Consider the following 22752-nt stretch of genomic DNA (forward strand, 5'->3'; position numbering starts at 1 on the left):
ATCGCTGCCATGGTGACCGGTCCCACGGCGGACAACCTCTCCACGACTCATCCCGGTGACGAGTCGCAGCGTGAGGCGTCCCCGTACGTCGAGCTCGACCGGGCGACGTGGGCAAAGCTGGCGTCGGAGACGGAGAGCCCGCTCACCACCGACGAGCTCGACCGCCTCCGCGGCCTCGGCGAGTCGCTCGACCTGGACGAGATCCGCGACGTCTACCTCCCGCTCTCCCGGTTGCTGAGCCTGCGGGTCAGCAGCGCCTCGGCCCTGCACCAGGACCAGGAGGAGTTCCTCCACGGCCTCACCCCGCCCCGCACGCCGTTCGTGATCGGGCTCGCGGGGTCGGTGGCCGTCGGCAAGTCGACCGCAGCGCGCGTCCTCCAGCAGATGCTCGCGCGCTGGCCCGAGCACCCGAACGTCGCCCTGGTCACCACCGACGGCTTCCTCTATCCCAATGCCGAGCTCGAGAAGCGCGGCTTGCTCGACCGCAAGGGCTTCCCGGAGTCCTACGACCGGCGCGCCCTGCTGAAGTTCGTGATCGACATCAAGTCCGGCAAGGACGAGGTCGAGGCCCCGGTCTACTCCCACCTCATCTATGACGTGCAACCGGACGAGAAGGTGGTCGTGAAGCGGCCCGACATCGTCATCGTGGAGGGACTGAACGTCCTTCAGCCGGCGCGGGTGCGCGAGGACGGCCGGATCACCCTGGGCCTGTCCGACTTCTTCGACTTCTCGATCTTCGTCGACGCGAACACCAACCACATCCGGGACTGGTACGTCGACCGGTTCCTGCGCCTGCGCGAGACGGCCTTCCGTGACCCCGGGTCCTACTTCGCCAAGTACGCCGCGCTGAGCCACGACACGGCCGTCGACGAGGCGCGCCGGATCTGGGATTCGATCAACGGCCCGAACCTGGAGCGCAACGTGTTGCCGACCCGGTCCCGCGCCACGCTGGTGCTGCGCAAGTCCGCGGACCACTCCGTCCGCTACGTGCGCCTGCGCAAGATCTGACCCGGCGCGATGACACGACGGCCGTCCCGACTCCGCGTCGTGGCGCTGTGCTCGATCATCGCCCTCGCCCTGCCCGTCGCCGGGTGTGGCACGGACGCGCCCGCCAGCCCCGAGGCCAGGCCGTCGCGCAGCGGGGCAGCGGAAGCCAGCAGTACGCCGACCCCCGAAGCGTCCGGTTCCGCGACGGTCAGCGAGCCGGATCCGACGTACTCCCTCCCGGCGATCGCAGCGAAGGCACCGGACGCAGGCGACCTCGTGGTCCTGCGCGACGCCGGATCCACGACCCGGTACACCCGGGAAGCGGTGAGCTACCGCAGCGACGGCCTGACCATCACCGGCGTGCTCCTGCGCCCTCGCGGGACGGGGCCGTTCCCGGCCGTCGTCATCGTCCACGGTCGCGTGCCGATCAAGAGCTACCGCACCGGCGGCGGGCTGGAGAGGGAGCAGGATGCCCTGGTCGCAGCGGGCTACGTCGTCTTCCAGAGCGACCTGCGGGGGCACGCCGGCTCGGACCCGCTCGGGCCGTTCGACCAGCAGACGATGGTCGGCTACAGCCGCGACGTGATCAACGCCCTCGCCACCCTCCGGACGCAGGAGTACGTCGACCGCGACCGGGTCGGCGTGCTCGGACGATCGATGGGCGGCGGCATCACGATGAACGTCCTGACGACCCACCCCGAACTCGCCCGGGCTGCCGTACTGCTGTCACCGATCAGCTCGTCGTTCGCCCAGGCCAGGGCACTCCTGGCGAGCCTCGGCAGGCCGGCGGACCGCGACTCCATCCCCGTCGAGTTCGGCACGCAGGAGGCGAACCCGGCGTTCTACCGGAACCTGTCGCCGCGCACGTACTTCTCGAAGATCACCGCATCGGTGCTGATCCAGCACGGTACGGCGGACCCGGTGTGCCCGCTGGTGTGGTCGCAGACGACCCTGGGCGCGCTCCGCACGGCCGGGGTCGACGCCGACCTGGAGCTCTACGAGGGCGAACGCCACATCTTCGACGCACGGCAGGCGCAGGCGATCCAGAACGCGGTCACCTACTTCGACCGACAGCTCGGCTGATCACGCCGTACGGCGGTCAGGACTGCCCGGCGAACTTGCGGTGCGGCCGGAACCGGACGAGCTTCGCACCGTTGTCGTCGAACCCGTCGATGGCGATGTCCGGGCCGTCGTAGGGGATCGTCGACTCAACTTCGACGCTGTACGGGAAGCCGACGAAGAGCCGTACGAACACGTGGCCCCCACGGCCCGGCGCGATCCACTCGTCGAAGACGGCTTCGGTGTCCTCGGGGTCGCGGATCGAGTGGCTGCTGCCGAGCTCGGCCTCGAAGGCTGACCGGGCCACCTTGACGCTGTCCCAGCGCGTGTAGGTCAGGCGCACCTCCTCCCCGTTGAACGGAGTGCTGCACGACCACACCTCGGCGCGGTCGCCGGTCAGGTCGCCGCCCGTGCAGTCCTGGTCCTTCATCGACGGGAACACCCACGTCATCCCGGCCTGCCCGGAGGGCCTCGGGTCGCAGTTGCTGACCCGCACCACCTGCGACCCGTCCCAGCAGGTCACGTCGCCCACGGGCGCAGGTGCGGCAGGTGAGGTCGGCTCGTCGGTCGGGCCGGCGCTGACCGGGGTGTCGGTGCCCGGGCTGTTGTCGGCGGGCCCGGTCGTGACGTCGTCGGTCGCGGCCGTCGCGGGGTCGTCGTCGCCGGTCAACTGCACCAGCGCGACCGCTCCCCCGACCCCGAGGGCCACGGCCAGCACACAGGCTGCGATCACCGCGAGCACCTTGCCCTTGCCGCGCGGGGCCGGCGTCACTGACGGCGCCACGGGGAAGGCGCCGGGGAAGGCCACGGGGTACGACGGAGCCGCGTACGACGGCGGCGGGGGTGGCGGCGACGAGATCACCGGAGCCGACGACGCGAAGACCGTGGCGCTCGCTCCACCGACCTGAGCGATGGGCGTTCCACCCTCGGCGGGCGCCGCCTGATGAGCCCGGGTCGCCGCGTCCCGCACGGCAGCCTGCATCTCGATCGCACTCGCGAACCGGTGCTGGGGTTGCTTGGCCATCGCCCGCACCAGCACCTGGTTGACGGCCGCCGCCCACGGACCGGTCGGCTGGGCCTGTGGCAGCGGCGACGCCTCATGGGCAATCGCCAGTTGCGGCATGGTTCCCGTGTACGGCGCCGTACCGGTCAGCAGCTCCCACAGCAGGCAGCCCACGGCGTACAGGTCGGACTGCACCGTGGCGGCCGCGCCGCGCAGCCGCTCGGGGGCCAGGTAGGCCCAGGTGCCGATGACGCCCACCGTCTGCGACGTGGAGTCCATGACCTGCGAGATGCCGAAGTCGCACAGGAAGGCCCGCGGGCCGGCCGTCTCCCGGCGGAGCAGGACGTTGCTCGGCTTCACGTCGCGGTGGATCAGCCCCACGGCATGGGCGTCGGCGAGGCCGGACAGGACCTGGTCGACGAGACCGAGCGCCGCGGACGGGCCGAGCGGTCCCTGGGCGGCCAGCAGGTTGGCGACGTCGCCGTCGGGGATCAACTGGGTCGCGATGTAGAGCCAGCCGTCGTGCTCGCCGGCGTCGTACACCTGGACGACGTGGGGCGACTCGAGCCGACCCAGCGCCATCGCTTCGCCACGGAAGCGGGTGATCCGGTCATCGGCCCCGATGACCTCGGGCAGCATCAACTTGAGCGCGACGACACGGTCGAGTTCGATCTGGCGGGCGCGCAGGACGACACCCATGCCGCCCTGCCCGAGCGTGCCTTCGATTCGATATCGACCGAATGTGTCACCAGCCGCCGGTATAGCCCCCATGGGGCTGCACCCTAGTGTCAGGAAAGGGCGAGCCGCAGGCGTACGACGTCAGCCAGCCGGTGGGCGATCGAGTCGGCCTGTTCGGCGGTCGGCGCCTCCACCATCACCCGCACGAGGGGCTCGGTGCCCGAGGGCCGCAGCAGCACGCGACCGGTGCCGGCCAGTTCGGACTCGGCCGCAACAACGGCCGCGACCAGCTCGACGTCGTCGGTGCGGGCCCGGTCGACGCCGGGCACGTTGACGAGCACCTGCGGGAGGCGGGTCATCACACCGGCCAGCTCGCGCAGCGACTGACCCGTCGCCGCCATCCGGTGCAGGACCTGCAGGGCGGTGAGGGTGCCGTCGCCCGTGGTGGCGTGCTCGTTCATGATCACGTGGCCCGACTGCTCGCCGCCGAGCGAGTAGCCGCCGTTCTTCATGTCCTCGAGCACGTAGCGGTCGCCGACGGCGGTCTGCCGCACGACGACCCCCGCCGCGGTGAGGGCCTGGACGAAGCCGAGGTTGGACATGACGGTGGCGACCACGGTGTCGTCGACCAGTCGGCCCGCGTCACGCAGGGACAGGGCGAGGATCGCGAGGATCTGGTCGCCGTCCACGATGGTGCCTTCGGCGTCGACGGCCAGGCAGCGGTCGGCGTCGCCGTCGAGCGCGAAGCCGACGTCGGCACCGTGCTCGACGACGGCCTTCTGCAGCACGTCGAGGTGCGTCGAGCCGCAGCCGTCATTGATGTTGAGGCCGTCGGGCTCGGCGCAGATCGCCACGACGTCGACGCCTGCGTCGCGCAGCGCCTTCGGTCCGGCGACCGACGCGGCGCCGTGGGCGCAGTCGAGGACCACCTTGAGGCGGCGCCCACCGCCCGCAGGACCGAGGTCGCCGACGGTCGCGACCAGGTGGGCGGCGTACTCGTCGATCGCCGTGGGGTGCGGGGTGACCCGGCCGACGTCGCCGCCCACCGGCCGTTCCCACGGCTCCTCGAGGCGGGCCTCGATGGCGTCCTCGATGGCGTCGTCGAGCTTGACCCCGCCGCGGGCGAGGAACTTGATGCCGTTGTCGGGCATCGCGTTGTGCGATGCCGAGAGCATGACGCCGAGGTCGGCGCCGAGCGAGGCAGTGAGGTAGGCGACCCCCGGGGTGGGCAGTTCACCCAGGAGGAGTACGTCGACCCCGGCCGACGCCAGCCCGGCGACCACTGCGGCCTCGAGGAACTGGCCGGAGATCCGGGTGTCGCGCCCGACCACGGCGAAGGGCCGGTGGCCGGCAAAGGCGCCGCGCTCCGCAAGGACGTGCGCAGCGGAGACGGACAGGTCCAGGACCAGTTCGGCGGTCAGGTCGGCGTTCGCGAGACCGCGGACACCATCGGTGCCGAAGATGCGGGGCACGTGCTCTCCCTCGTGTGGTGGCGAAACGATCATGGCCGAAAACGGCCGACAGGGCCACGGACCGCAGGTGCGGTGCGTGGCCCTGTCGTCGCAATCAGCGCTTGCTGTACTGCGGAGCCTTACGGGCCTTCTTGAGACCAGCCTTCTTGCGCTCGGTCGCGCGGGCGTCACGGGTCAACAGACCGGCCTTCTTGAGGGCCGGGCGGTTGGCGTCGATGTCGATCGCGTTGAGCGAGCGGGCCACGCCGAGGCGCAGGGCGCCGGCCTGACCGGTGATGCCGCCGCCGTGGATACGGGCGATCACGTCGAAGCGGCCCTCGAGGCCGAGCGTCGCGAAGGGCTCGTTGGCGACCTGCTGGTGCAGCTTGTTCGGGAAGTAGTCCTCGAACGCGCGGCCGTTGATGGTCCACGTGCCGGTGCCCGGAACGATCCGGACGCGGGCGACGGCTTCCTTGCGACGGCCAGTGGCCGCGCCGGGGGCGATCGTCGCCGGGACGGCGGGAGTGGCGTCGGACGGCGAGGTCTCGCTGGTGTAGGCGAGGCCCTGGTCGTCGGTCTCGAAGGTCTCTTCGACCTCGGTGGTCTGCGATTCAGTCACGATGAAAGTCCTTAGTCCTGGTCAGCTTCGGGTCACTGGGAGATCTGGGTGATCTCGTACGCAACGGCCTGCTGCGCCTGGTGGGGGTGCGTCGGGCCGTTGTAGACCTTGAGCTTCGTGATGATCTGGCGACCAAGACGGTTCTTGGGGAGCATGCCCCAGACCGCGGCCTCGACGGCCTTGCGGGCGTCCTTGTCGAGGATCTGGCCGATGGGGGTCGAGGTCAGACCGCCCGGGTAACCCGAGTGGCGGTAGACCATCTTGTCGGTGCGCTTCTTGCCGGACAGGGCAACCTTGTCGGCGTTGATGATCACGACGAAGTCACCGGTGTCGGCGTTCGGCGCGAAGATCGGCTTGTGCTTGCCGCGGAGGAGACCAGCGGCGGTGACGGCCAGCCGGCCCAGGACGACGTCGGTGGCGTCGATCACGAGCCAGGCGCGCTCAACGTCACCGGGCTTGGGAGCGTAGGTACGCATGATGCGTTCACTCTCTTCGGTTAGTTCGTGGACCCGTTCGGCGAATGTCGATCGGGCTTGCCTGCCGCCGGTGCGGTTGCACCGTGCAGGCGACGTCTTCTGACGAACTCAGCCCGGCCCACTCATGCTCGCCTCACGGCGATCTGTATTCCAGCCAGGCACTGCCTTTGAGGAACACTGGGCGATCCGGGACTGCCTCGGCGCCGTACAGGACGGCAGCGCGAAGCGGCAGGAGACGCGCAGGAAAGACTACGGCGGGGTCTCGGAACCGGTCAAAACGCCGCAGATGTCACTGCCGGAGAGCAACCTCTGTGAGATGTCTCCTAGGCCACGCCTCGGGACACCGCCTTTCCGCGATGTGACGCGGGCGACTAGGTTGCAGGGGTGACTGACTCTCTCACCGTACGCGACAACCGCACCGGAGCGGAGTACGACATTCCGATCGTCGACGGCACCATCAAGGCCGCCGACATCGGGAAGATCAAGGCCGATGAGGAAAACCCCGGCCTGGCTGTCTACGACCCCGGTTTCGTCAACACTGCCTCCTGCCGCAGTGCCATCACCTACATCGATGGCGAGCGGGGGATCCTCGAGTACCGCGGCTATCCGATCGAACAGCTGGCGGAGAAGTCGAACTTCCTCGAGGTGGCCTACCTGCTCGTCCACGGCGACCTGCCGTCGAAGGAGCAGTACGACGCCTGGGTGCACGAAATCACCTATCACACGTTCGTGCACGAGAACGTCAAGGGCTTCATGCAGGGGTTCCGGTACGACGCGCATCCGATGGGGATGCTGATGGCGTCGATCGGGGCCCTTTCGACGTTCTACCCCGAGTCCCGCCACATCGAGGACCCGGACAACCGGCACATCCAGATCGTGCGCATGATCGCCAAGATGCCGACCCTCGGCGCCTGGTCGTTCCGCCACGCGCAGGGCAAGCCGTACGTCTACCCGGACAACGAGCTGTCCTACGCGGAGAACTTCCTCTCCATGCTCTTCAAGATGAGCGAGACGAAGTACGCCGCTGACCCGCGCATCGCCAAGGCGCTCGACGTGCTGTTCATCCTGCACGCCGACCACGAGCAGAACTGCTCGACCAACGCGGTCCGCTCGGTCGGTTCCTCGCAGGTCGACCCGTACTCCGCTGTCGCGGCCGGCATCGGCGCCCTCTACGGCCCACTGCACGGTGGCGCCAACGAGGCCGTCCTCAAGATGCTGCGCCGGATCGGCACCAAGGAGAACATCCCCGCCTTCATCGAGGGCGTGAAGGCCGGCAACGAGCGGCTGATGGGCTTCGGCCACCGGGTCTACAAGAACTTCGACCCGCGCGCGACGATCATCAAGAAGGCCTGCGACGACGTCTTCGAGGTCACCGGGGTCAACCCGCTCCTCGAGATCGCCAAGGAGCTCGAGAAGATCGCGCTCGAGGACGAGTACTTCGTCAAGCGCAAGCTCTACCCGAACGTCGACTTCTACTCCGGCCTGATCTACGAGGCGCTGCAGTTCCCGCCGGAGATGTTCACCGTGCTGTTCGCCATCGGCCGCGCGCCGGGCTGGCTCGCACAGTGGCTGGAGCTCGTCCAGGACAAGGAGCAGAAGATCGCTCGTCCGAAGCAGATCTACACCGGTCCGCGCACGCTCGACTTCGTGCCGGCTGAGGAGCGCTGGGCCTGAGCCCACCGCTTGCCGGTCCAGGCGCCCCGCGTGATGCACGCGGGGCGTCTGCCGTTTTCGGGTACGACGTTCAGTAGCCGGGGATCTGCTGGAGCTGGTCGTCCATGATCGCGTCGAGGTCGCCCGAGACCTGGCTGCCGTCGTACCGCTCGAGCCACACGGTGGCCAGGTAGCCGTGGTCGGTGCCTTCCGCCCACGTGTAGGTGTGGTCGAGTCGGTAGGGAGCCTCGCTCGTCAGACCGCGGGCCGTGAAGCCGTACGTCGGCGCATTCCCGGCCGACGAGAGGTCAAGGACGAACCCTCCGGCCCGTCCCTTGTCACTGCACGCCTGCCGCGCATCCACGAATCGCTCGAACTGGCGCTTCACCTTGTCCTCCTCGATGCGCCAGATCCCGACCACGACCCGTTCCTCGTGGCCGCCGACGGTCCGGGTCCAGGCGCGGAAGTTGTCCGGGTCCACGTCCGTGAGCACGGTGTCGGACTCGATGTCGCAGACCGGCCACGCCGTCGGCTCGAAGTCCTCGATCGGCGTAAGGTCACCGTCGATGCTGGACGCACCGATCAGTTCGGGCGGGTCCGGCTCGTCACTGCACCCGGCCAGCAGGGCGGCGCTGGTGACGGCGACCAGCCACGCGGCAGGACCGCGCGCTCTCACCACCCGTAGTCCTCAAGGATCTGCTCGGAGCGGTCGAGGCTGCTGCCGTGGTCGTTCTCGAGCTGGGAGAGCTCGGTGGCCAGCCGCTCGCCCCACGGGTTGTCGTCCAGCCAGTCCTCGTAGGCGTCGGCCTGGGAAGCGGTGAGGTCGTTGAGGTTGGTGTCGGGTCCGAGGCCGTCGGGGTAGGCGTCCGCCGGCAGGCTGTGCCAGTAGGTGTCGCGGACGATCTCCTGCGCGGTCTGTGCCGAGGAACTGTAGAGGTCACCGACCTCCTGGTTCGTGGCCCCGGTGCTGTCCTGGTGCAGGCTGTCGCCGATGCCGCTGAGCACCTGGTCGAGCAGGAAACCACCGACCGGGTTCGCGCCGACGGGCGTCTGGCCGAGCACCGTCGACACGATGTTGGTGCCGAGGTCGACGCCGGCGTTGTGTCGTTCGTCGGCCGACAGGTTGTCCTGTGCGATGTCCCGCGAGGCACCGAAGTCGATGGCACCCAGCACGTCGTAGTTGGTGCTGATGACCGGCACCAACTCGTCGCGTACGTCGTCGGGGTCCGTGATGCCGTCCAGGTTGCGGGTCAGCTGGTCGGCCGTCCAGGCGTTGCTCGCGATCCGGAGTTCTTCGCGACCGACGTCGTCCTTGGCGAGCTCGGCGAGCAGGAAGCGCGCCGACTGGTCAGGGTCGGCGAAGCGGGCGTCGTCGAAGACGTAGTCGTCGGTGAGGTCGCCTCCGCCCGGGTTGACGCCGAGTTCGTGGTGGAACGAGCCGATGTAGTGACTGGTGATGGTGGCCAGGTCCTCCCGCAGCGACGGCGGGATGAAGTCCGAGCCGGAGAACGAGTCGTCCGCGTCCTGGAAGCGGTCGTAGCTGAGGTGGACGAGGTCCTGGACCACCTGCACCGACCTCTCGTCGGGCTCCCCCTCGATGGTCGCGGCCTGGAGTGCGTCACCGACCAGGGCCAGCCCGGGCGGCGGTCCGTCGTGGTTGGGGTACTGCAGGTCGTTCGGCCAGCGGAACTCATCAGCGCGCTCGTAGAGCAGGTAGTTGACCCGGGTGCCGTACGGCTCGTCGCCGTCGTACGTGACGGCGGAGGTGAAGAACTCCCGCGCTGCTTCAGGGTTGTCCGCGATGCCGCGCAGGACACCGGGGATCGGGTCGTGGCCGAGCGCATCGTGCTCGTCGTCGTGGCCCTGCGTGAAGTCCCAGCGGACGCCGTCGCCGACGATGCCGGGGAAGTCCCAGGGCCCTTCCGGGTGCTCGTCCCAGTCCCAGTCCCGCTCGAAGTCGACGGTGGTCGCGGCCACGGACTCCAGGAAGTCCGGGTCGAAGGCGCTGCCGTCGGCCAGCAACGGGGCGATCAACTGGTAGCCCCGGACCTCGATGTCGGAGATGTCGCCCGGCACGGTGAAGACGTCGCGCCCGGCGCCGATCAGGTCCCACTTCCACTCGGTCGAGACGTGGTCGGCTGCACCCGGGTCGCTGTCGCCGATGTTCTGCGTGCCGGCTGCGAGCGTCGCGCCCAGCGCACGCTGCAGATCGCGCAGTTCGTCGCCGTTCTCGAGGCCTTCGCCGGTGTCGTCCCCGCGACCGAAGAAGGCGGCGCGCTGCTGGAGGTCGAGCAACCCCTCGGGGCCGGTGCGGTTGAGGAAGCCGGTCGAGACCTCGGCGTCGGTGCCGTAGGCCTCCAGGAGATCGGTCACCCGCTCCAGTTCCTCGGGCGGGATCTCCTCGTCGCCCGTGCGGATGCCCTCGGTCTCGTCAGCGATCGCCGTGCCCAGCGCGCCCTGCTGCTCGTCGGTGAGGGCATTGATGTAGCCGTCGTACCGATCGGGATGGGCGAGCAACTGCTGGATCAGGGAGGCATCGGACAGTCCGCGGAGCTCGGACGGCAGGGCCGCATCACCCAGGGAGCCGGTGCCGCCGTCGTACGCACCGCGCCGTGCGGAGCGGAGGACCGCGGCGAGGTCGGTGTCGGCCTGGTCGGCGTCGGAGAGCGCGTCGGCCAGCGTGGTCGCCAGGCTCTCCAATTCGCTGGTCTCCGGGCGGTCCTCCCCGTCGGCATCCGGGTCCCTGACCGTGACCGTGCCCCCGGAGAAGGAGACCTCGAGCCCCTTCTCGTTGATCGTCGCCATCGCACCCCGCGCCCGACGCTTCGCACTGGCGATCGTGGCGGACGCCTCGTCGAGGGCGTTGATCACCTCGGAGACCGGGGACACGATGTCGTTGAGATCAGCCACCAGGGTGGTGTGGGAGGTCCGGGCCGTCTCGGCGCTGTCGCCGATCCAGGTGTACGGCGGACGGCCGTCGTCGAGTTCGTCCTGCAGGTCCAGGATCGTGCGCCGCGACGTCGTCAGGTCGTCGCCGACCGTGCCCAGGGCGCCGGGGTCCCAGCTCATCAACACGTCGTAGGTGACCATCAGATCGGCCGTCCGATCCGGGTACGGACGAGGATGTCGGCCTCGGTGATGTCGTCGGCCGCGTCCGTCGTCGCCGTGTGATGGGTGTGCGCGGCGGTGACCCAGGCCGTCAGGTCGGTGTCGAGGTCGGTGCCGAGGCTGGTCGCCGCGGGTCCGCTGGTGCTGCCGGACAGGGCCGTCGCGACGGCGGTGAGGTGATCCTTGAAGGTCACCCTGGCCGCACTGTCGGCGGCTTCCTCGATCTGCTGGGCAGAAAGGTTGACGTCACGTTCGACGATCTCGACCGTCATGTTCGCTCCCGGGCGCGTGCATTGTTGGGCTGACAATGCAGGCACTTTCCCGCGCGACAGCGCAGGCAAACACGAGTGAACTGATCGACTCAGACGGGGTACGGCGGCAGGTCGGTGTCGTACAGCCACGGCTCCAGCAGCGCGGCCACGTCACGGCCGGTGCGGTCGGTCGCGAAGGCCAGGAACTCCTCGGTGGTGACGGAGTCGCCGGCGCGGAGGGCGGCCCAGCCGCGCAGCACGTCGAAGAACGCGGCGTCGCCGACGTCGACACGCAGTGCGTGCAGGGTGAGCGCACCGCGCTTGTAGACGCGGTCGTCGAACATCAGCGCGGGACCCGGATCCGCCAGGACGAGGTCCTGGTCGAGGTCGACCAGCTTGTCGTGGTGGTGGCGCGCCCACTCGTCGCAGGTGCGCGGGCCGCCGGACTCCTCGGACCACAACCACTCGCTGTAGCAGGCGAATCCCTCGTGCAACCAGATGTCCTGCCAGCGCGCGAGGGTCACGGCGTTGCCGAACCACTGGTGCGCCAGCTCATGGGCGATCAGCCGCACGTGCGACCAGTCGTCGGTGCAGAAGTTGCGGCCGAAGGTGGACAGGCTCTGGCTCTCGAGCGGGATCTCGAGGTCGTCGTCGGTGATGACGGCGGCGTACGCATCGAACGGGTACGGGCCGAAGGCCTGCTCGAAGAACTCCATCATCGCGGCCTGCTGGTCGAACGAACCTGCGAGATCGACGTCCGCCGGCGCGATCGTGCGGGTCGTCAAGCCGTGCTGCACGGTGACGTAGCGGCCGATCTGCACCGTCGCGAGGTAGGTCGCCATCGGCTTGTTCATCTCGTAGCACCAGGTTTCCACACTCGCCTTGCGACGGTGGTCGGCCAGGGTGCCGTTGGAGACGACGGTGTAGCCGCTCGGCGCGGACACGGTGATCCGGTAGGTCGCCTTGTCGTCGGGCCGGTCGTTGCAGGGGTACCAGGTCGGTGCGCCGTGGGGCTGCGCCGCGACGATCACACCGTCGGCGAGCTCTTCCCAGCCGGCGTCGCCGTGGTGCTCGTCGATGACGGGGAGCGGCGTACCGCCGTACGCGATGGTGATCCGCAGCTCAGCGCCAGCGGCTGCCGGGCGCTCCAGTTGGAGCACCAGCCGCTCGTCGCGCGCCGACCACTTCTTCAGGCGGGCGCCGTCGACGCGGACCTTGCTCGCCTGCAGGTGTGCGAGGTCCAGGACCACGCGGTTGGTCTCCGTCGCAACGACGGCGTCGAGGACAGCGGTGCCGCGCAGCCGGTTGCCCTCGGGGACGTAGACGACGTCGAGGTCGTAGTGCCAGACCGAGTACGACGGGTCGCCGTGGCCCGGCAGATAGGGATCTGCGGTGGGGAGTTCAGGCACTAGGCCCACGGGCCGATCGGGTTGCCGATCCAGCGAGTCTTGTCAGGCACGGTCTCGCCTCTCATCACCAAGGACACCGGGCCGACGGTAGCGTGCCGGCCCAGCACCGCTGCGGGCAGCACGACCGAGTTCGGGCCGAGCGTGGCGCCTCGCCGCAGTTGCACGGTGTCGGTGACGAGCAGGCGGTCGTGGAAGAGGTGGGTCTGCACGACGCTGCCCTGGTTGACGGTCGCGCCGTCGCCCAGCTCCACGAGGTCGGGCTCGGGCAGCCAGTAGGACTCGCACCACACACCCCGGCCGACCTTCGCGCCCATCGCGCGGAACCACAGGGTGATGAGGGGCGAGCCCGTCGCCAGGCCCGCGAACCACGGGGTCGCAAGCACCTCGACGAACGTGTCGGCCAGTTCGTTGCGCCAGACGAAGGAGCTCCACAGCGGGTGGGACCCGGCGCGGACCCGGCCGACCAGCAGCCACTTCGCGGCAATCGCGATGAGGGCGGCCACGAGACCGGCCAGCCACAACGCCACCGGTACGGCGACCAGGCCGGCCACGGCGCCGTACTCGACCCAGACGGCGACGGTGGCCAGGACGACCGCCACCTGCAGGGCGACGCTGAGGGCGACGGGCACCAGACGGGCGATCTCCCAGCAGGCGCGGGCAATCTTGAGGCGGCGCGGGGGCGCGTAGGTGCGCTCGTCGGTGGAGCCCTGTGCGGCGCGACGCAGCGGGGCGGGCGGGCTGCCGAGCCACGACTCCCCCGCCTTCATCGTGTTGCGCGCAGGAGCGGCCGACAGCACCGCGACGAGCGACCGCTTCGGGACCTTGCGGCCGGGAGCCGCCATCGCCGAGTTGCCGACGAAAGCGCGCTTGCCGACCTTGACGTTGCCCGCACGCAGCCAGCCGCCGCCGAGTTCGTAGCCGCCGATCAGGGTGTCGTCGGCGAGGAAGGCCTGGTCACTGACCGTGGTCAGCGACGGGATCATCAGCACCGTCGACGCCTCGACGTCCTTGCCGATCTTCGCCCCCAGGAGCCGCAACCAACCCGGCGTGAGCTGCGAGCTGTAGAGCGGGAAGAGCCAGGTCCGCGCCTCGTCGAGCACGCGGATCGTGGCCCAGACACTCAGCGCCGGTCGACTCTGCAGCGGGTGCGCACCGGGCAGGACGCCGCGGCCGAGCAGGCGCACCACGACGAGGATCAGGCCGGCGAGCAGGAGGCAACCCGCAATGACGCCGGGCAGCAGCCACGGCACCAGCGCACGCAGGGCGTCCCCGGCGTTGTCGGTGTCGTCGAGGTTCGCGAGCAGCAGGATCGGCAGCACGACCGCGGTGACGGCGATCGAGGGCAGCAGGGCGAGGCCGGCAGCCGCGGCGGCGTAGGACACCGCCCAGCGGCGAAGGGATCGCTTCGAGGCCGCGGGCCGTTCGGCCCACGGGCCGCGGGCAGCGGAGCTCGCGCGGGTGGCGGGGGCGCCGGACCAGAACTCGCCGGTGGGCACGTCGCCGAACGCAGCGGAGCCGGGCGCGACCTCAGCGTCGTCGCCGACAACCGCGCCGGGGCACAACATCGAGCGGGTGCCGACGCGGGCGCGATCGCCGATCCGGATGCCGCCGACGTGGAGGGTGTCGCCGTCGATCCAGTAGCCGGTCAGGTCGACCTCGGGCTCGATCGAGGCGCCCTTGCCGACGGTCAGGTGACCGGTGATCGGCGGCAGGGAGTGCACGTCCGCACCACGAGCGATCTTTGCGCCGAGCAACCGGGCGTACCAGGTGATGTACGGCGCGCCGGCCATCCGGGTCGCACCCAACTCGTCGGCGAGGCGTTCGGCGGCCCAGATCCGCAGGTGCACCTTGCCGCCGCGCGGGTAGCTGCCGGGCCGGACGCCGGCGAGCACCCACCGAGCCAGCTTGGCCGCCGTGAACATCCGGCCAACCGGGCTGACGAAGACGAGGAGCAGCGGCACCAGCACCCACCACGACACGGCGGGCAGCCAGCCGACGTCGAGCACGTCGTGGAGCAGGCGGGACAGGGTGAGGGTCCCGGCCAGCCAGCGGGGCGCAGCCAGCGCCCGCAGCAGAGGTACGGCGACGACCTGGCCGAGCTGGGTCTTGCGCGGAATCGGCATCACCTTGCGGCTCTGCTCCGCGAGGGCGGACGGTTCGAGGGTGTCGAGGAGCGCAGCGAGACCAGCGACCGTCGGCACCTCGTAGATGTCCGCGACGGTCAACTCGGGGTGGTCGGCGCGCAGGATCGTCACGACCTGGGCCGCGGTGAGGCTGCCGCCACCGAGGTCGAAGAAGTTCGAGTCCGGCCCCTCCGGGGTTGCCCCGATGACCCGCTGCCACACCTCGGCGATCCTGGCCGAGGTGCCGTGCAGGCCGACATCGGCCGGGTCGGCGGTCGCCAGCGGCCACGGCAGTGCGTCGCGGTCGACCTTGCCGGAGATCCGGGTCGGGATGTCGTCGACCACGGCCAGCCGCGGGACGAGGGCCGCCGGCATCGTGGCCCGCAGGTGCGCGGTGGCCGACGCGGCGTCGTACTCGGGAGTGGTGGTGAGGTAGCCGACGAGAAGTTGGTTTCCGGTCGTCGTACGACGGACGGCGGCAGCCGCGGCGCTGACACCGGGCAGGGCGAGCAGGGCCGAGTCGATCTCGCCGAGCTCGATCCGGCGGCCGCCGACCTTGACCTGGTCGTCGGCGCGGCCGGCGAAGAGCAGGCCGACCGGGTCGTTGATGACGATGTCGCCGCTGCGGTACGCGCGGTCCCAGCCGAGGGTGGGCATGGGGGCGTACTTCTCGGCGTCCTTCGCGGGATCGAGATAGCGGGCCAGGCCGACGCCACCAATGATCAGCTCGCCGCGCTCGCCCTCGGCAACCGGGTTGCCTTCGGGGTCGACGACGACGAGGTCCCAGCCCGCGAGCGGCAGGCCGATCCGCACCGGACCGTCTGCGGTGACCAGGGCACCGCAGGCGACGACGGTCGCCTCGGTGGGGCCGTAGGTGTTCCAGACCTCGCGGCCCTCGCGGATCACGCGAGCGGCCAACTCGGGCGGGAGCGCTTCACCACCGAAGATCAGCAAGCGGATCTGTTCGAGCGCGTCGTCGGGCCACAGGCTGACCAGTGTCGGGACGGTGGACACGACGCTGACCTTGTTGGCGATCAGCCACGGGCCGACGTCCACACCGCTGCGCACCAGCGCGCGCGGCGCGGGCACCAGGCAGGCGCCGTACCGCCAGGCCAGCCACATCTCCTCACAACTCGCGTCGAAGGCGACGCTCAGGCCGGCCATCACCCGGTCGGCGGGACCAAGGGGTTGCTCCTGCAGGAACATCCCGGCTTCAGCGTCGACGAAGGCCGCCGCGTTGCGATGGGTGACCGCGACGCCCTTGGGCGTCCCGGTCGAGCCGGACGTGAAGATCACCCAGGCGTCGTCCTCGGGCGTCGGGTCGCGACGTTCACGGACAGCGCCCTCGCGGCGCGACTCGATGACCAGACCGGCACCGATGATTGCGGCGACGTCGGCCTCGCCGAAGACCAGAAGAGCCCGTTCCTCGGGGTCATCGGCGTCGACGGGCACATAGGCAGCCCCGGCGAACAGGATGCCCATGATCGCGACGTAGAGGTCCGTGGTGCCGGACAGCAGCCGGACGCCGACCTTGTCGCCGGCGCCGATGCCGAGGTCCGCCAGGTCGTCGGCGACGGCATCCGCGGCCTCACCGAACTCGGCATAGGTGACGGTGTCGTTGCCGCTGTCGAGGGCCATCGCGTCCGGGAAGTCGGCAGCAGTACGACGAAAGATCTCCACGAGCGTGCTCGAAGCAGGTGCCTCAGCCCCGCGGAGCAGGGGCGACGACACGAGGCTCACCTCTCCATCGTGGTGGACGGAGGTGAACGGAGAGTGACCGCACCTTGAGGAGGTCGTTGTGCATCCTTGTGACCTGGGACACAATCCGGGACGTGAGCGCGCCGACAACGTCACCATCAGGGTCCTCTTCAGCCACCCGGGCCTGGCCCCCGGCCCGCCCCTCGGAGCCGACGTACGTCGACGACCGACTGAACTACTGGGCCGCTGCGACGCCCGATGCGGAGGCGATGACGTACCTCGGCAGGACCTGGACCTGGGCGCAGTGGCACGAACGCGTGCATCGCGCGGCCGGCGGGCTGCGCGAGCTCGGCATCGCGCGCGGCGACGTCGTGTCGTTCCTCGACAAGAACCACCCGGCCTGCGTGGAGATCAGCCTCGCCGCCGGCTCGATCGGTGCGGCCAACGCGATCATCAACTGGCGCTCGGCCGGCGACGAGATCGACTACGCCGTCAACGACTCCGGAGCGAAGGTGCTCTTCGTCGGGAGTGAGCTGATGCCGACGATCGAGGCGATCCGTGACCGGCTCCCGAACGTCCACACCATCATCGAGGTCGCGCCCGAGGGCGCGGAGGGTGATCCGTACGAGCAGTTCCTCGCTGACTCCGTGGCGTGCGACGACGGTCCCGACGTGCTCGAGGACGACGTCTGCCTGATCATGTACTCCTCCGGCACCACCGGCCGTCCCAAGGGCGTGATGCTCACGCACCGCAACATGGTCAAGCACACGGTGAACGCCCACGACGGCTGGGACTTCGAGCCCGGCGACAAGACGATGGTCGCGATGCCGCTGTTCCACGTCGGCGGGTCGTCCTGGGTCCTGTTCGGGATCCACGACGGCATCCCCAGCGTGATGACCCGCGAGCCCGACGCTGCCTCCCTCGCCGGTGCGATCATGGCGGGCGCCAACCGCACCTTCCTCGTCCCGGCGGTGCTCGCCCAGGTGCTGCAGTCCGGTCCGGACGCGGTCAAGCTGTTCGGCGCCCTCAAGACCTACACGTACGGCGCCGCCCCGATGCCACCGCCGCTGCTGCGGGCCGCCATGGAGGCGTGGCCCGACACGGACTTCATCCAGGTCTACGGCCTCACCGAGGTCTCCGGCGTCGCGACGCACCTGATGCCGGAGGACCACCGCAACGCCGTGACGGACGGTCACCCCGAACGACTGGTGTCGGCCGGCAAGCCGGTCCCGGAGTGCGAGGTGAAGATCGTCGACCCGGCCACGCTCGAGGAGGTGGCGACGGGCGAGCACGGCGAGCTCTGGTTGCGCACTCCCCAGCTGATGAAGGGATTCCTCAACAAGCCGGAAGCGACCGCCGAGGTGCTCGTCGAGGACGGCTGGTTCCGCACGGGCGACATGGGCCACGTCGACGAGGACGGCTACGTCTTCGTGTCCGACCGGCTCAAGGACATGATCATCACCGGCGGCGAGAACGTGTACTCCCCCGAGGTCGAGCGCGTGCTCTCCGAGCACCCGGGAGTCCTGGAGGTCGCCGTCATCGGTGTCCCCGACGACCAGTGGGGCGAGTCGGTCAAGGCCGTCGTTGCGCTGAAGCCGGGCGCGGACGCCTCCGAGATCGAGCTCATCGAGTGGACCCGCGAGCGGTTGGCCCGCTTCAAGGCACCGCGATCGGTCGACATCATCGAGGCGCTCCCCCGCAATCCCACGGGCAAGGTCCTCAAGCGCGAGCTGCGCAAGCCCTACTGGGATTCGCGCGACCGCCAGGTCTAGGACTCTCAGGGCAAGTCCTCAACCGGGTCTCAGCGCCGTCACAGGGAGGCTCCGCACAGTGGAGGCATGACTCAGGTCCTGCCCCCGCCGCCAGCGCTGCCGTTCTTCCCGCACGCTTCACCCGAGCAGCCGCCTCCCCCCAACCGGTTGCCGAAGCGATCCGGGTTCGCGGTGCTGGTGCTGACCGGAGCCCTCCTGGTCGGGGGCGGGGCCGGAGTCGGCGGTGCTGCGATCTACGACGCAGCCACCGACGGGTCCGGGGGGAGCGGCAGTTCCGCGCCGCTGCAGGTCGCGGACACGGGCAACAAGGCTGCGGCCTCCGGCAGCGTCGAAGGAGTTGCGGCCGCCGTACTTCCGTCCGTGGTGGCGCTCGACGTGAGCGGTGGAGGCAACTCCGGCAGCGGCTCCGGCGTCGTGCTCGACGCCAACGGCCTGATCCTGACCAACGACCACGTGGTCACCCTGGGGGGAGAGATCGATTCCCAGCAGGCTGAGGTGACCGCGTCCTTCAGCGACGGCACCAAGGCACGGGCGACCGTGGTCGGCACCGACCCGCTCACCGACACCGCACTGGTGAAGGTCGAGGGCGTCGACAACCTGACCCCGATCACGATCGGCAAGTCCAGCAACCTCGACGTGGGCGAGCAGGTCGTCGCGATCGGCTCCCCGTTCGGACTGGATGCGACCGTGACGAGTGGCATCGTCAGCGCACTGAACCGTCCGGTCCAGGTGGCGCGCGACGCCAACGGCAACGTGACCGCCTACCCGGCGATCCAGACCGACGCCGCGATCAACCCCGGCAACAGCGGCGGCCCGCTGGTCAACATGGACGGCCAACTCGTCGGCATCAACGCCTCGATCCGCTCGACCGGATCGGGAGCGGGTGCGGAGTCCGGCTCGATCGGGCTCGGCTTCGCGATCCCGATCGACGAGGTGCTGCCGATCATCGAGCAGTTGCGCAGCGGGGAGACCCCGACGCACGCGCGACTCGGGATCCAGGTCTCCAACGCGGCCGGCACCGCCGGCTCCAGCGACACCACCGTGTCGGGCGCGAAGATCGAGGAGACGGAGAAGGGCTCAGCCGCCTCCGACGCCGGCCTCAAGGCGGGCGACGTGATCACGGCGATCGATGATCGCCGGATCGAGGACAGTGACGGCCTGATCGCGACCGTGCGCTCCTACCGCCCCGGTGACACCGTGAAGGTGACGTACCTGCGGGGCGGCAAGGAGAGCACAACCGACCTGAAGCTCGCGTCGGACGGCTAGAAAGCCAGGGCTCAGGAGCCGCCGCCACCGGCCTTGCGGCGGTGCATCTTCGGAGCGCCACCGACGACTTCGGAGCCGTGGGCCTTCTCCTTGCCGGGGACTTCCTCGGTCAGGCTCTTGCCCTTGTTGTTCTTGCGGTCGAGGGCCTCGCGCATCTTGGCCTTGAGGTCGTCGTTCGCGTTGCTGGCAGCCATGGGGGCATTTCCTTCCTTCGTGCGGACGGTGACGGTTCCACCGTAGTCGCACAACGGGGAACCGATCAGGTCAGTTTCTTCTGGAACTCGCCGCTGCGGGCTCCGCACACGAAGCCCAGGCGCTCGTTGATCGCGATCATGTGGTCGTTGACCCCGGCGTTCCAGGTGACGGTACGACGACCCGACACGTCGGCGCCGTCCTGGAGAGCGCGGTGATTGGCCACCTTCACGGCCAGTCCCAGCCGGTGGCCGCGGTGCTCGCGGTGGACGAGGGTGCCCCACTGGAAGAGGAACGGGTTGTCGGGGTGGGTCTCGGCCACCTGCGTGTAGGCCACGACCGTGCCGGTGTTGTCGAGCGCCACCGTGTGCCACATCGTGCGGCCCTGAGCGGCCTGGTTGGCCTCGGACTCCCGGAAGGCCGGTACGTCGACGGCCTCGTTCTCGTGCTCCCCCGTGCCCGCCGGCGCCTCGGTCGCGAGCGTCGAGGAGAGCTCGAGCCAGCTGACCACGAGGTCGTCCGGAATCGGCCCGGACCAGGTCCGGATCTCGTAGTCGCGGTGGTACGGCGCGGCCTCGTCCGCGAGTTCCTGCAGCAGGTTCTCAGGCATCGGGAGGCTGAGCTCGCGCTGGATCTCGCCGAGCGTGAACGTGTAGCCGTGGGCCCGGGCGAACTCGGCGCCCGAGGTTCCGGCACCGTCCTCGGGTGCGTCATAGGGCCACGGCGGCAACGCATCGAGCTTCGTGCGGCCGCCAGCCAGGGCGATCGCCTCGAGATGGGTGAGCATCGCGCTGCCCAGCCCGCGTCGTCGTACCTCGGGACGGACGCCGACGTGCAACTCCGCGTTGTCGAGGTTGTCCTTCAACGGCAGCGCCATCCGGGCGACCGCGACGACTTCGCCGTCGAGGGTGCCGCTGAAGAGCCGGAACTGCCGCAGCCCGCTGGCGTCACCGACGATCGGGAGCAGCTCTTCGTAGGCCCAGTACGTCGCGTGGTCGCCGACGTCGTGACGCTCCGCGGCGATCGCCGTGTCGACCCAGGCAGCGACTCCTGCCTCGTCGCCGCGTTCGAGTTCGCTGATCTCCAGCTGGCTCATCGCGTCCGCACCACCCTCGCCTCGTCCCACACCGGGTCATTCGATTCGTAGACCGAGCCGTCGGACCCGAACACGCAGAACCGGTCGAAGCCGCGGGCGAACCAGCGGTCGTGGGTCACCGCGACAACCGTCCCGTCGAAGGCCGCAAGGCCCTCTTCCAGCGCCTCGGCCGACTGGACATCGAGGTTGTCGGTCGGCTCGTCGAGCAGCAGCAAGGTCGCGCCGGACAGTTCGAGCAACAGGATCTGGAACCGCGCCTGCTGGCCACCGGACAGCGACTCGAACTTCTGCTCCGAGCTCGCCGCGAGTTCGTAGCGATCGAGTACCCGTGCCGCCTGTTCGCGGCCCATGCCCTTACGCCCGTTCGGCGATCCGTCGCCCCGATGCAGGATCTCCAGCAGCGTCCGGCCGGTCAGTTCGGGGTGTTCGTGGGTCTGCACGAACCAGCCGGGCCGCACCCGCGCGCCGAGCCGGGCACGGCCGGTGTGGGGCACGGGGACGATCTCGGCGTCGCCGACGGGCTGGTGCTCGATGTCGGGGTCGCTCCCGCCCGCGGCGAGCAGCCGCAGGAAGTGGGACTTGCCGGAGCCGTTCGATCCGAGCACGGCCAACCGGTCGCCGTACCAGACCTCGAGGTCGAAGGGCTTCATCAAACCGGTGAGCTCGACGTCCTCGCAGACGATGGCGCGCTTGCCGGTGCGGGCTCCGGAGAGGCGCATCGTGACCTGCTGCTCGCGGGGCTGCTCGGTCGGCGGGCCCGCCTCCTGGAACTTGCGGAGCCGGGTCTGTGCCGCCCGGTACTGCGACGACATGCCGTCGTTGTACTCCGACTTGATCTTCAGCCGCAGCACCAGCGCCTTGAGCTTCGCCTCCTCCTCGTCCCAACGACGGCGGAGCTCGGCGAAGCGGGCGAAGCGGTCCTGCCGCGCCTCGTGGTACGACGTGAAGGTGCCCGCGTGCGTCCAGGTGCTGTTGCCGCCGCCACCCGCCCCGAGCTCCACCGTGACGACGTGGGTGGCGGTGTTGGCGAGCAGTTCGCGGTCGTGGCTGATGAAGAGAATCGTCTTGTCCGATGCGGCAATTCGCTGCTCGAGCCAGATCTTGCCGGGCACGTCGAGGAAGTTGTCAGGCTCGTCGAGGAGCAGCACTTCTTCGGGGCCGGCGAGGAGGTACTCCAGCACCAGTCGCTTCTGCTCGCCGCCCGACAGGGTGCGGAGCTCGCGGTACTTCGCGCGGTCGTACGGCAGCGCCAGCGCCTTGACCGTGCAGACGTCCCACAGCACCTCGACGTCGTACCCGCCGGCGTCGGCGTACTCCGACAACGCCGTGGCGTAGGCGATCTGGGTCTTCTCGTCGTCGGTGTCCATGAGCGCTAGCTCCCACCGATCGACCTCGGCCTGCGCGCGACGGACGCGTTCGGGAGCGAGGCTGAGCAGCAGGTCGCCGACGGTCGGTGATCCCTCGTTGATCGAGCTTGTCGAGATCCGGTCGACCATCTGGCGCATCACGCCGAGCCCACCGGAGCGCGTAACGACACCAGCGTGCGGCGACAGATCCCCCGTGATGATCCGGAACAACGTGGTCTTGCCCGCGCCATTCGCGCCGACGAGCGCGACCTTGGCGCCCTCACCCACCCGGAACGCGACATCGTCGAGAAGGACCCGCCCGTCAGGCAGTTCGTACCGGAGACCTGCAACCTCTACGTGACCCACAAGATGCGATTGTCCGGCATCGGGTCGCTGGGTGCGAACGGGTTACGGCGTCGGGTGGCTGAGGAGGTCGCGCAGCGACCGTAACCCAGTGGTCGAGGTGCGAGCGGGCACCAGTTCGTCGAGTAGTGGCGAGCGCCAGGCCGCGCAAGTTCGTCGAGTAGCGGCGAGCGCCAGGCCGCGCAAGTTCGTCGAGTAGCGG

General features: G+C 69.7%; 17 protein-coding genes. 5 read left to right on the top strand and 12 right to left on the bottom strand.

Annotation, left to right across the window (positions count from 1 at the left end; translation table 11 throughout):
• Positions 1-9 precede the first annotated feature (9 nt).
• Positions 10-1008 (top strand): type I pantothenate kinase, encoded by a 999-nt coding sequence (coaA, locus tag HRC28_RS22340; RefSeq protein ID WP_182377565.1) that lies wholly within the window; start codon positions 10-12, stop codon positions 1006-1008.
• Positions 1009-1017: 9 nt separating this feature from the next.
• Entirely contained in the window at positions 1018-2070 is a 1053-nt protein-coding gene (locus HRC28_RS22345; RefSeq protein WP_182377566.1) for an alpha/beta fold hydrolase, read from the top strand.
• A 16-nt stretch (positions 2071-2086) separates the two neighbouring features.
• Here the strand turns inward: HRC28_RS22345 and HRC28_RS22350 are convergent, their stop codons facing one another.
• From HRC28_RS22350 to rplM, 4 genes are all read right to left on the bottom strand, one after another.
• Positions 2087-3820 (bottom strand): serine/threonine-protein kinase, encoded by a 1734-nt coding sequence (locus tag HRC28_RS22350; RefSeq protein WP_272902646.1) that lies wholly within the window; start codon positions 3818-3820, stop codon positions 2087-2089.
• A gap of 17 nt (positions 3821-3837) precedes the next feature.
• On the bottom strand, positions 3838-5199 hold the full coding sequence (gene glmM, locus HRC28_RS22355; protein ID WP_182377568.1) for a phosphoglucosamine mutase: 1362 nt from the start codon (positions 5197-5199) through the stop codon (positions 3838-3840).
• Between the two features lie 94 nt (positions 5200-5293).
• Positions 5294-5797, bottom strand: coding sequence for a 30S ribosomal protein S9 (gene rpsI, locus HRC28_RS22360; protein ID WP_182377569.1), 504 nt, complete (start codon positions 5795-5797; stop codon positions 5294-5296).
• A gap of 32 nt (positions 5798-5829) precedes the next feature.
• Entirely contained in the window at positions 5830-6273 is a 444-nt protein-coding gene (gene rplM, locus HRC28_RS22365; RefSeq protein ID WP_182377570.1) for a 50S ribosomal protein L13, read from the bottom strand.
• A gap of 384 nt (positions 6274-6657) precedes the next feature.
• Between rplM and HRC28_RS22370 the strand changes: the two genes are divergently transcribed.
• On the top strand, positions 6658-7947 hold the full coding sequence (locus tag HRC28_RS22370) for a citrate synthase (RefSeq protein WP_182377571.1): 1290 nt from the start codon (positions 6658-6660) through the stop codon (positions 7945-7947).
• Positions 7948-8017: 70 nt separating this feature from the next.
• Here HRC28_RS22370 and HRC28_RS22375 read toward each other — a convergent pair whose 3' ends face one another.
• From HRC28_RS22375 to HRC28_RS22395, 5 genes are all read right to left on the bottom strand, one after another.
• Positions 8018-8605, bottom strand: coding sequence for a hypothetical protein (locus HRC28_RS22375; protein WP_182377572.1), 588 nt, complete (start codon positions 8603-8605; stop codon positions 8018-8020).
• Positions 8599-11016, bottom strand: a complete 2418-nt coding sequence (locus HRC28_RS22380) for a hypothetical protein (protein WP_182377573.1) — start codon at positions 11014-11016, stop codon at positions 8599-8601. The genes HRC28_RS22375 and HRC28_RS22380 overlap by 7 nt, the downstream gene beginning before the upstream one ends.
• On the bottom strand, positions 11016-11306 hold the full coding sequence (locus HRC28_RS22385) for a hypothetical protein (RefSeq protein WP_182377574.1): 291 nt from the start codon (positions 11304-11306) through the stop codon (positions 11016-11018). Before HRC28_RS22385 ends, HRC28_RS22380 begins: the two co-directional genes overlap by 1 nt.
• 89 nt (positions 11307-11395) lie before the next feature.
• On the bottom strand, positions 11396-12694 hold the full coding sequence (locus tag HRC28_RS22390; RefSeq protein WP_237111611.1) for a M1 family metallopeptidase: 1299 nt from the start codon (positions 12692-12694) through the stop codon (positions 11396-11398).
• Complete coding sequence (locus tag HRC28_RS22395) at positions 12694-16557, bottom strand: Pls/PosA family non-ribosomal peptide synthetase (protein ID WP_237111612.1); 3864 nt, start codon at positions 16555-16557, stop codon at positions 12694-12696. The genes HRC28_RS22390 and HRC28_RS22395 overlap by 1 nt, the downstream gene beginning before the upstream one ends.
• A gap of 92 nt (positions 16558-16649) precedes the next feature.
• Between HRC28_RS22395 and HRC28_RS22400 the strand changes: the two genes are divergently transcribed.
• Positions 16650-18287 carry a long-chain-fatty-acid--CoA ligase gene (locus HRC28_RS22400; protein WP_182377577.1) on the top strand — a complete coding sequence of 546 codons (1638 nt, stop codon included), beginning with the start codon at positions 16650-16652 and terminating at the stop codon, positions 18285-18287.
• 66 nt (positions 18288-18353) lie between these two features.
• Entirely contained in the window at positions 18354-19553 is a 1200-nt protein-coding gene (locus HRC28_RS22405) for a trypsin-like peptidase domain-containing protein (protein WP_182377578.1), read from the top strand.
• Between the two features lie 11 nt (positions 19554-19564).
• On the opposite strand, the gene HRC28_RS22410 is transcribed toward HRC28_RS22405, so the two are convergent.
• The 3 genes from HRC28_RS22410 to HRC28_RS22420 form a co-directional block, all read right to left on the bottom strand.
• Positions 19565-19747, bottom strand: coding sequence for a DUF5302 domain-containing protein (locus HRC28_RS22410; RefSeq protein ID WP_182377579.1), 183 nt, complete (start codon positions 19745-19747; stop codon positions 19565-19567).
• A gap of 65 nt (positions 19748-19812) precedes the next feature.
• Positions 19813-20841 (bottom strand): GNAT family N-acetyltransferase, encoded by a 1029-nt coding sequence (locus HRC28_RS22415; protein WP_182377580.1) that lies wholly within the window; start codon positions 20839-20841, stop codon positions 19813-19815.
• Complete coding sequence (locus HRC28_RS22420) at positions 20838-22553, bottom strand: ATP-binding cassette domain-containing protein (RefSeq protein ID WP_182377581.1); 1716 nt, start codon at positions 22551-22553, stop codon at positions 20838-20840. The genes HRC28_RS22415 and HRC28_RS22420 overlap by 4 nt, the downstream gene beginning before the upstream one ends.
• Positions 22554-22752 lie beyond the last annotated feature (199 nt).

The sequence above is a fragment of the Nocardioides sp. WS12 genome (genome assembly GCF_014108865.1).
GTDB lineage: Bacteria > Actinomycetota > Actinomycetes > Propionibacteriales > Nocardioidaceae > Nocardioides.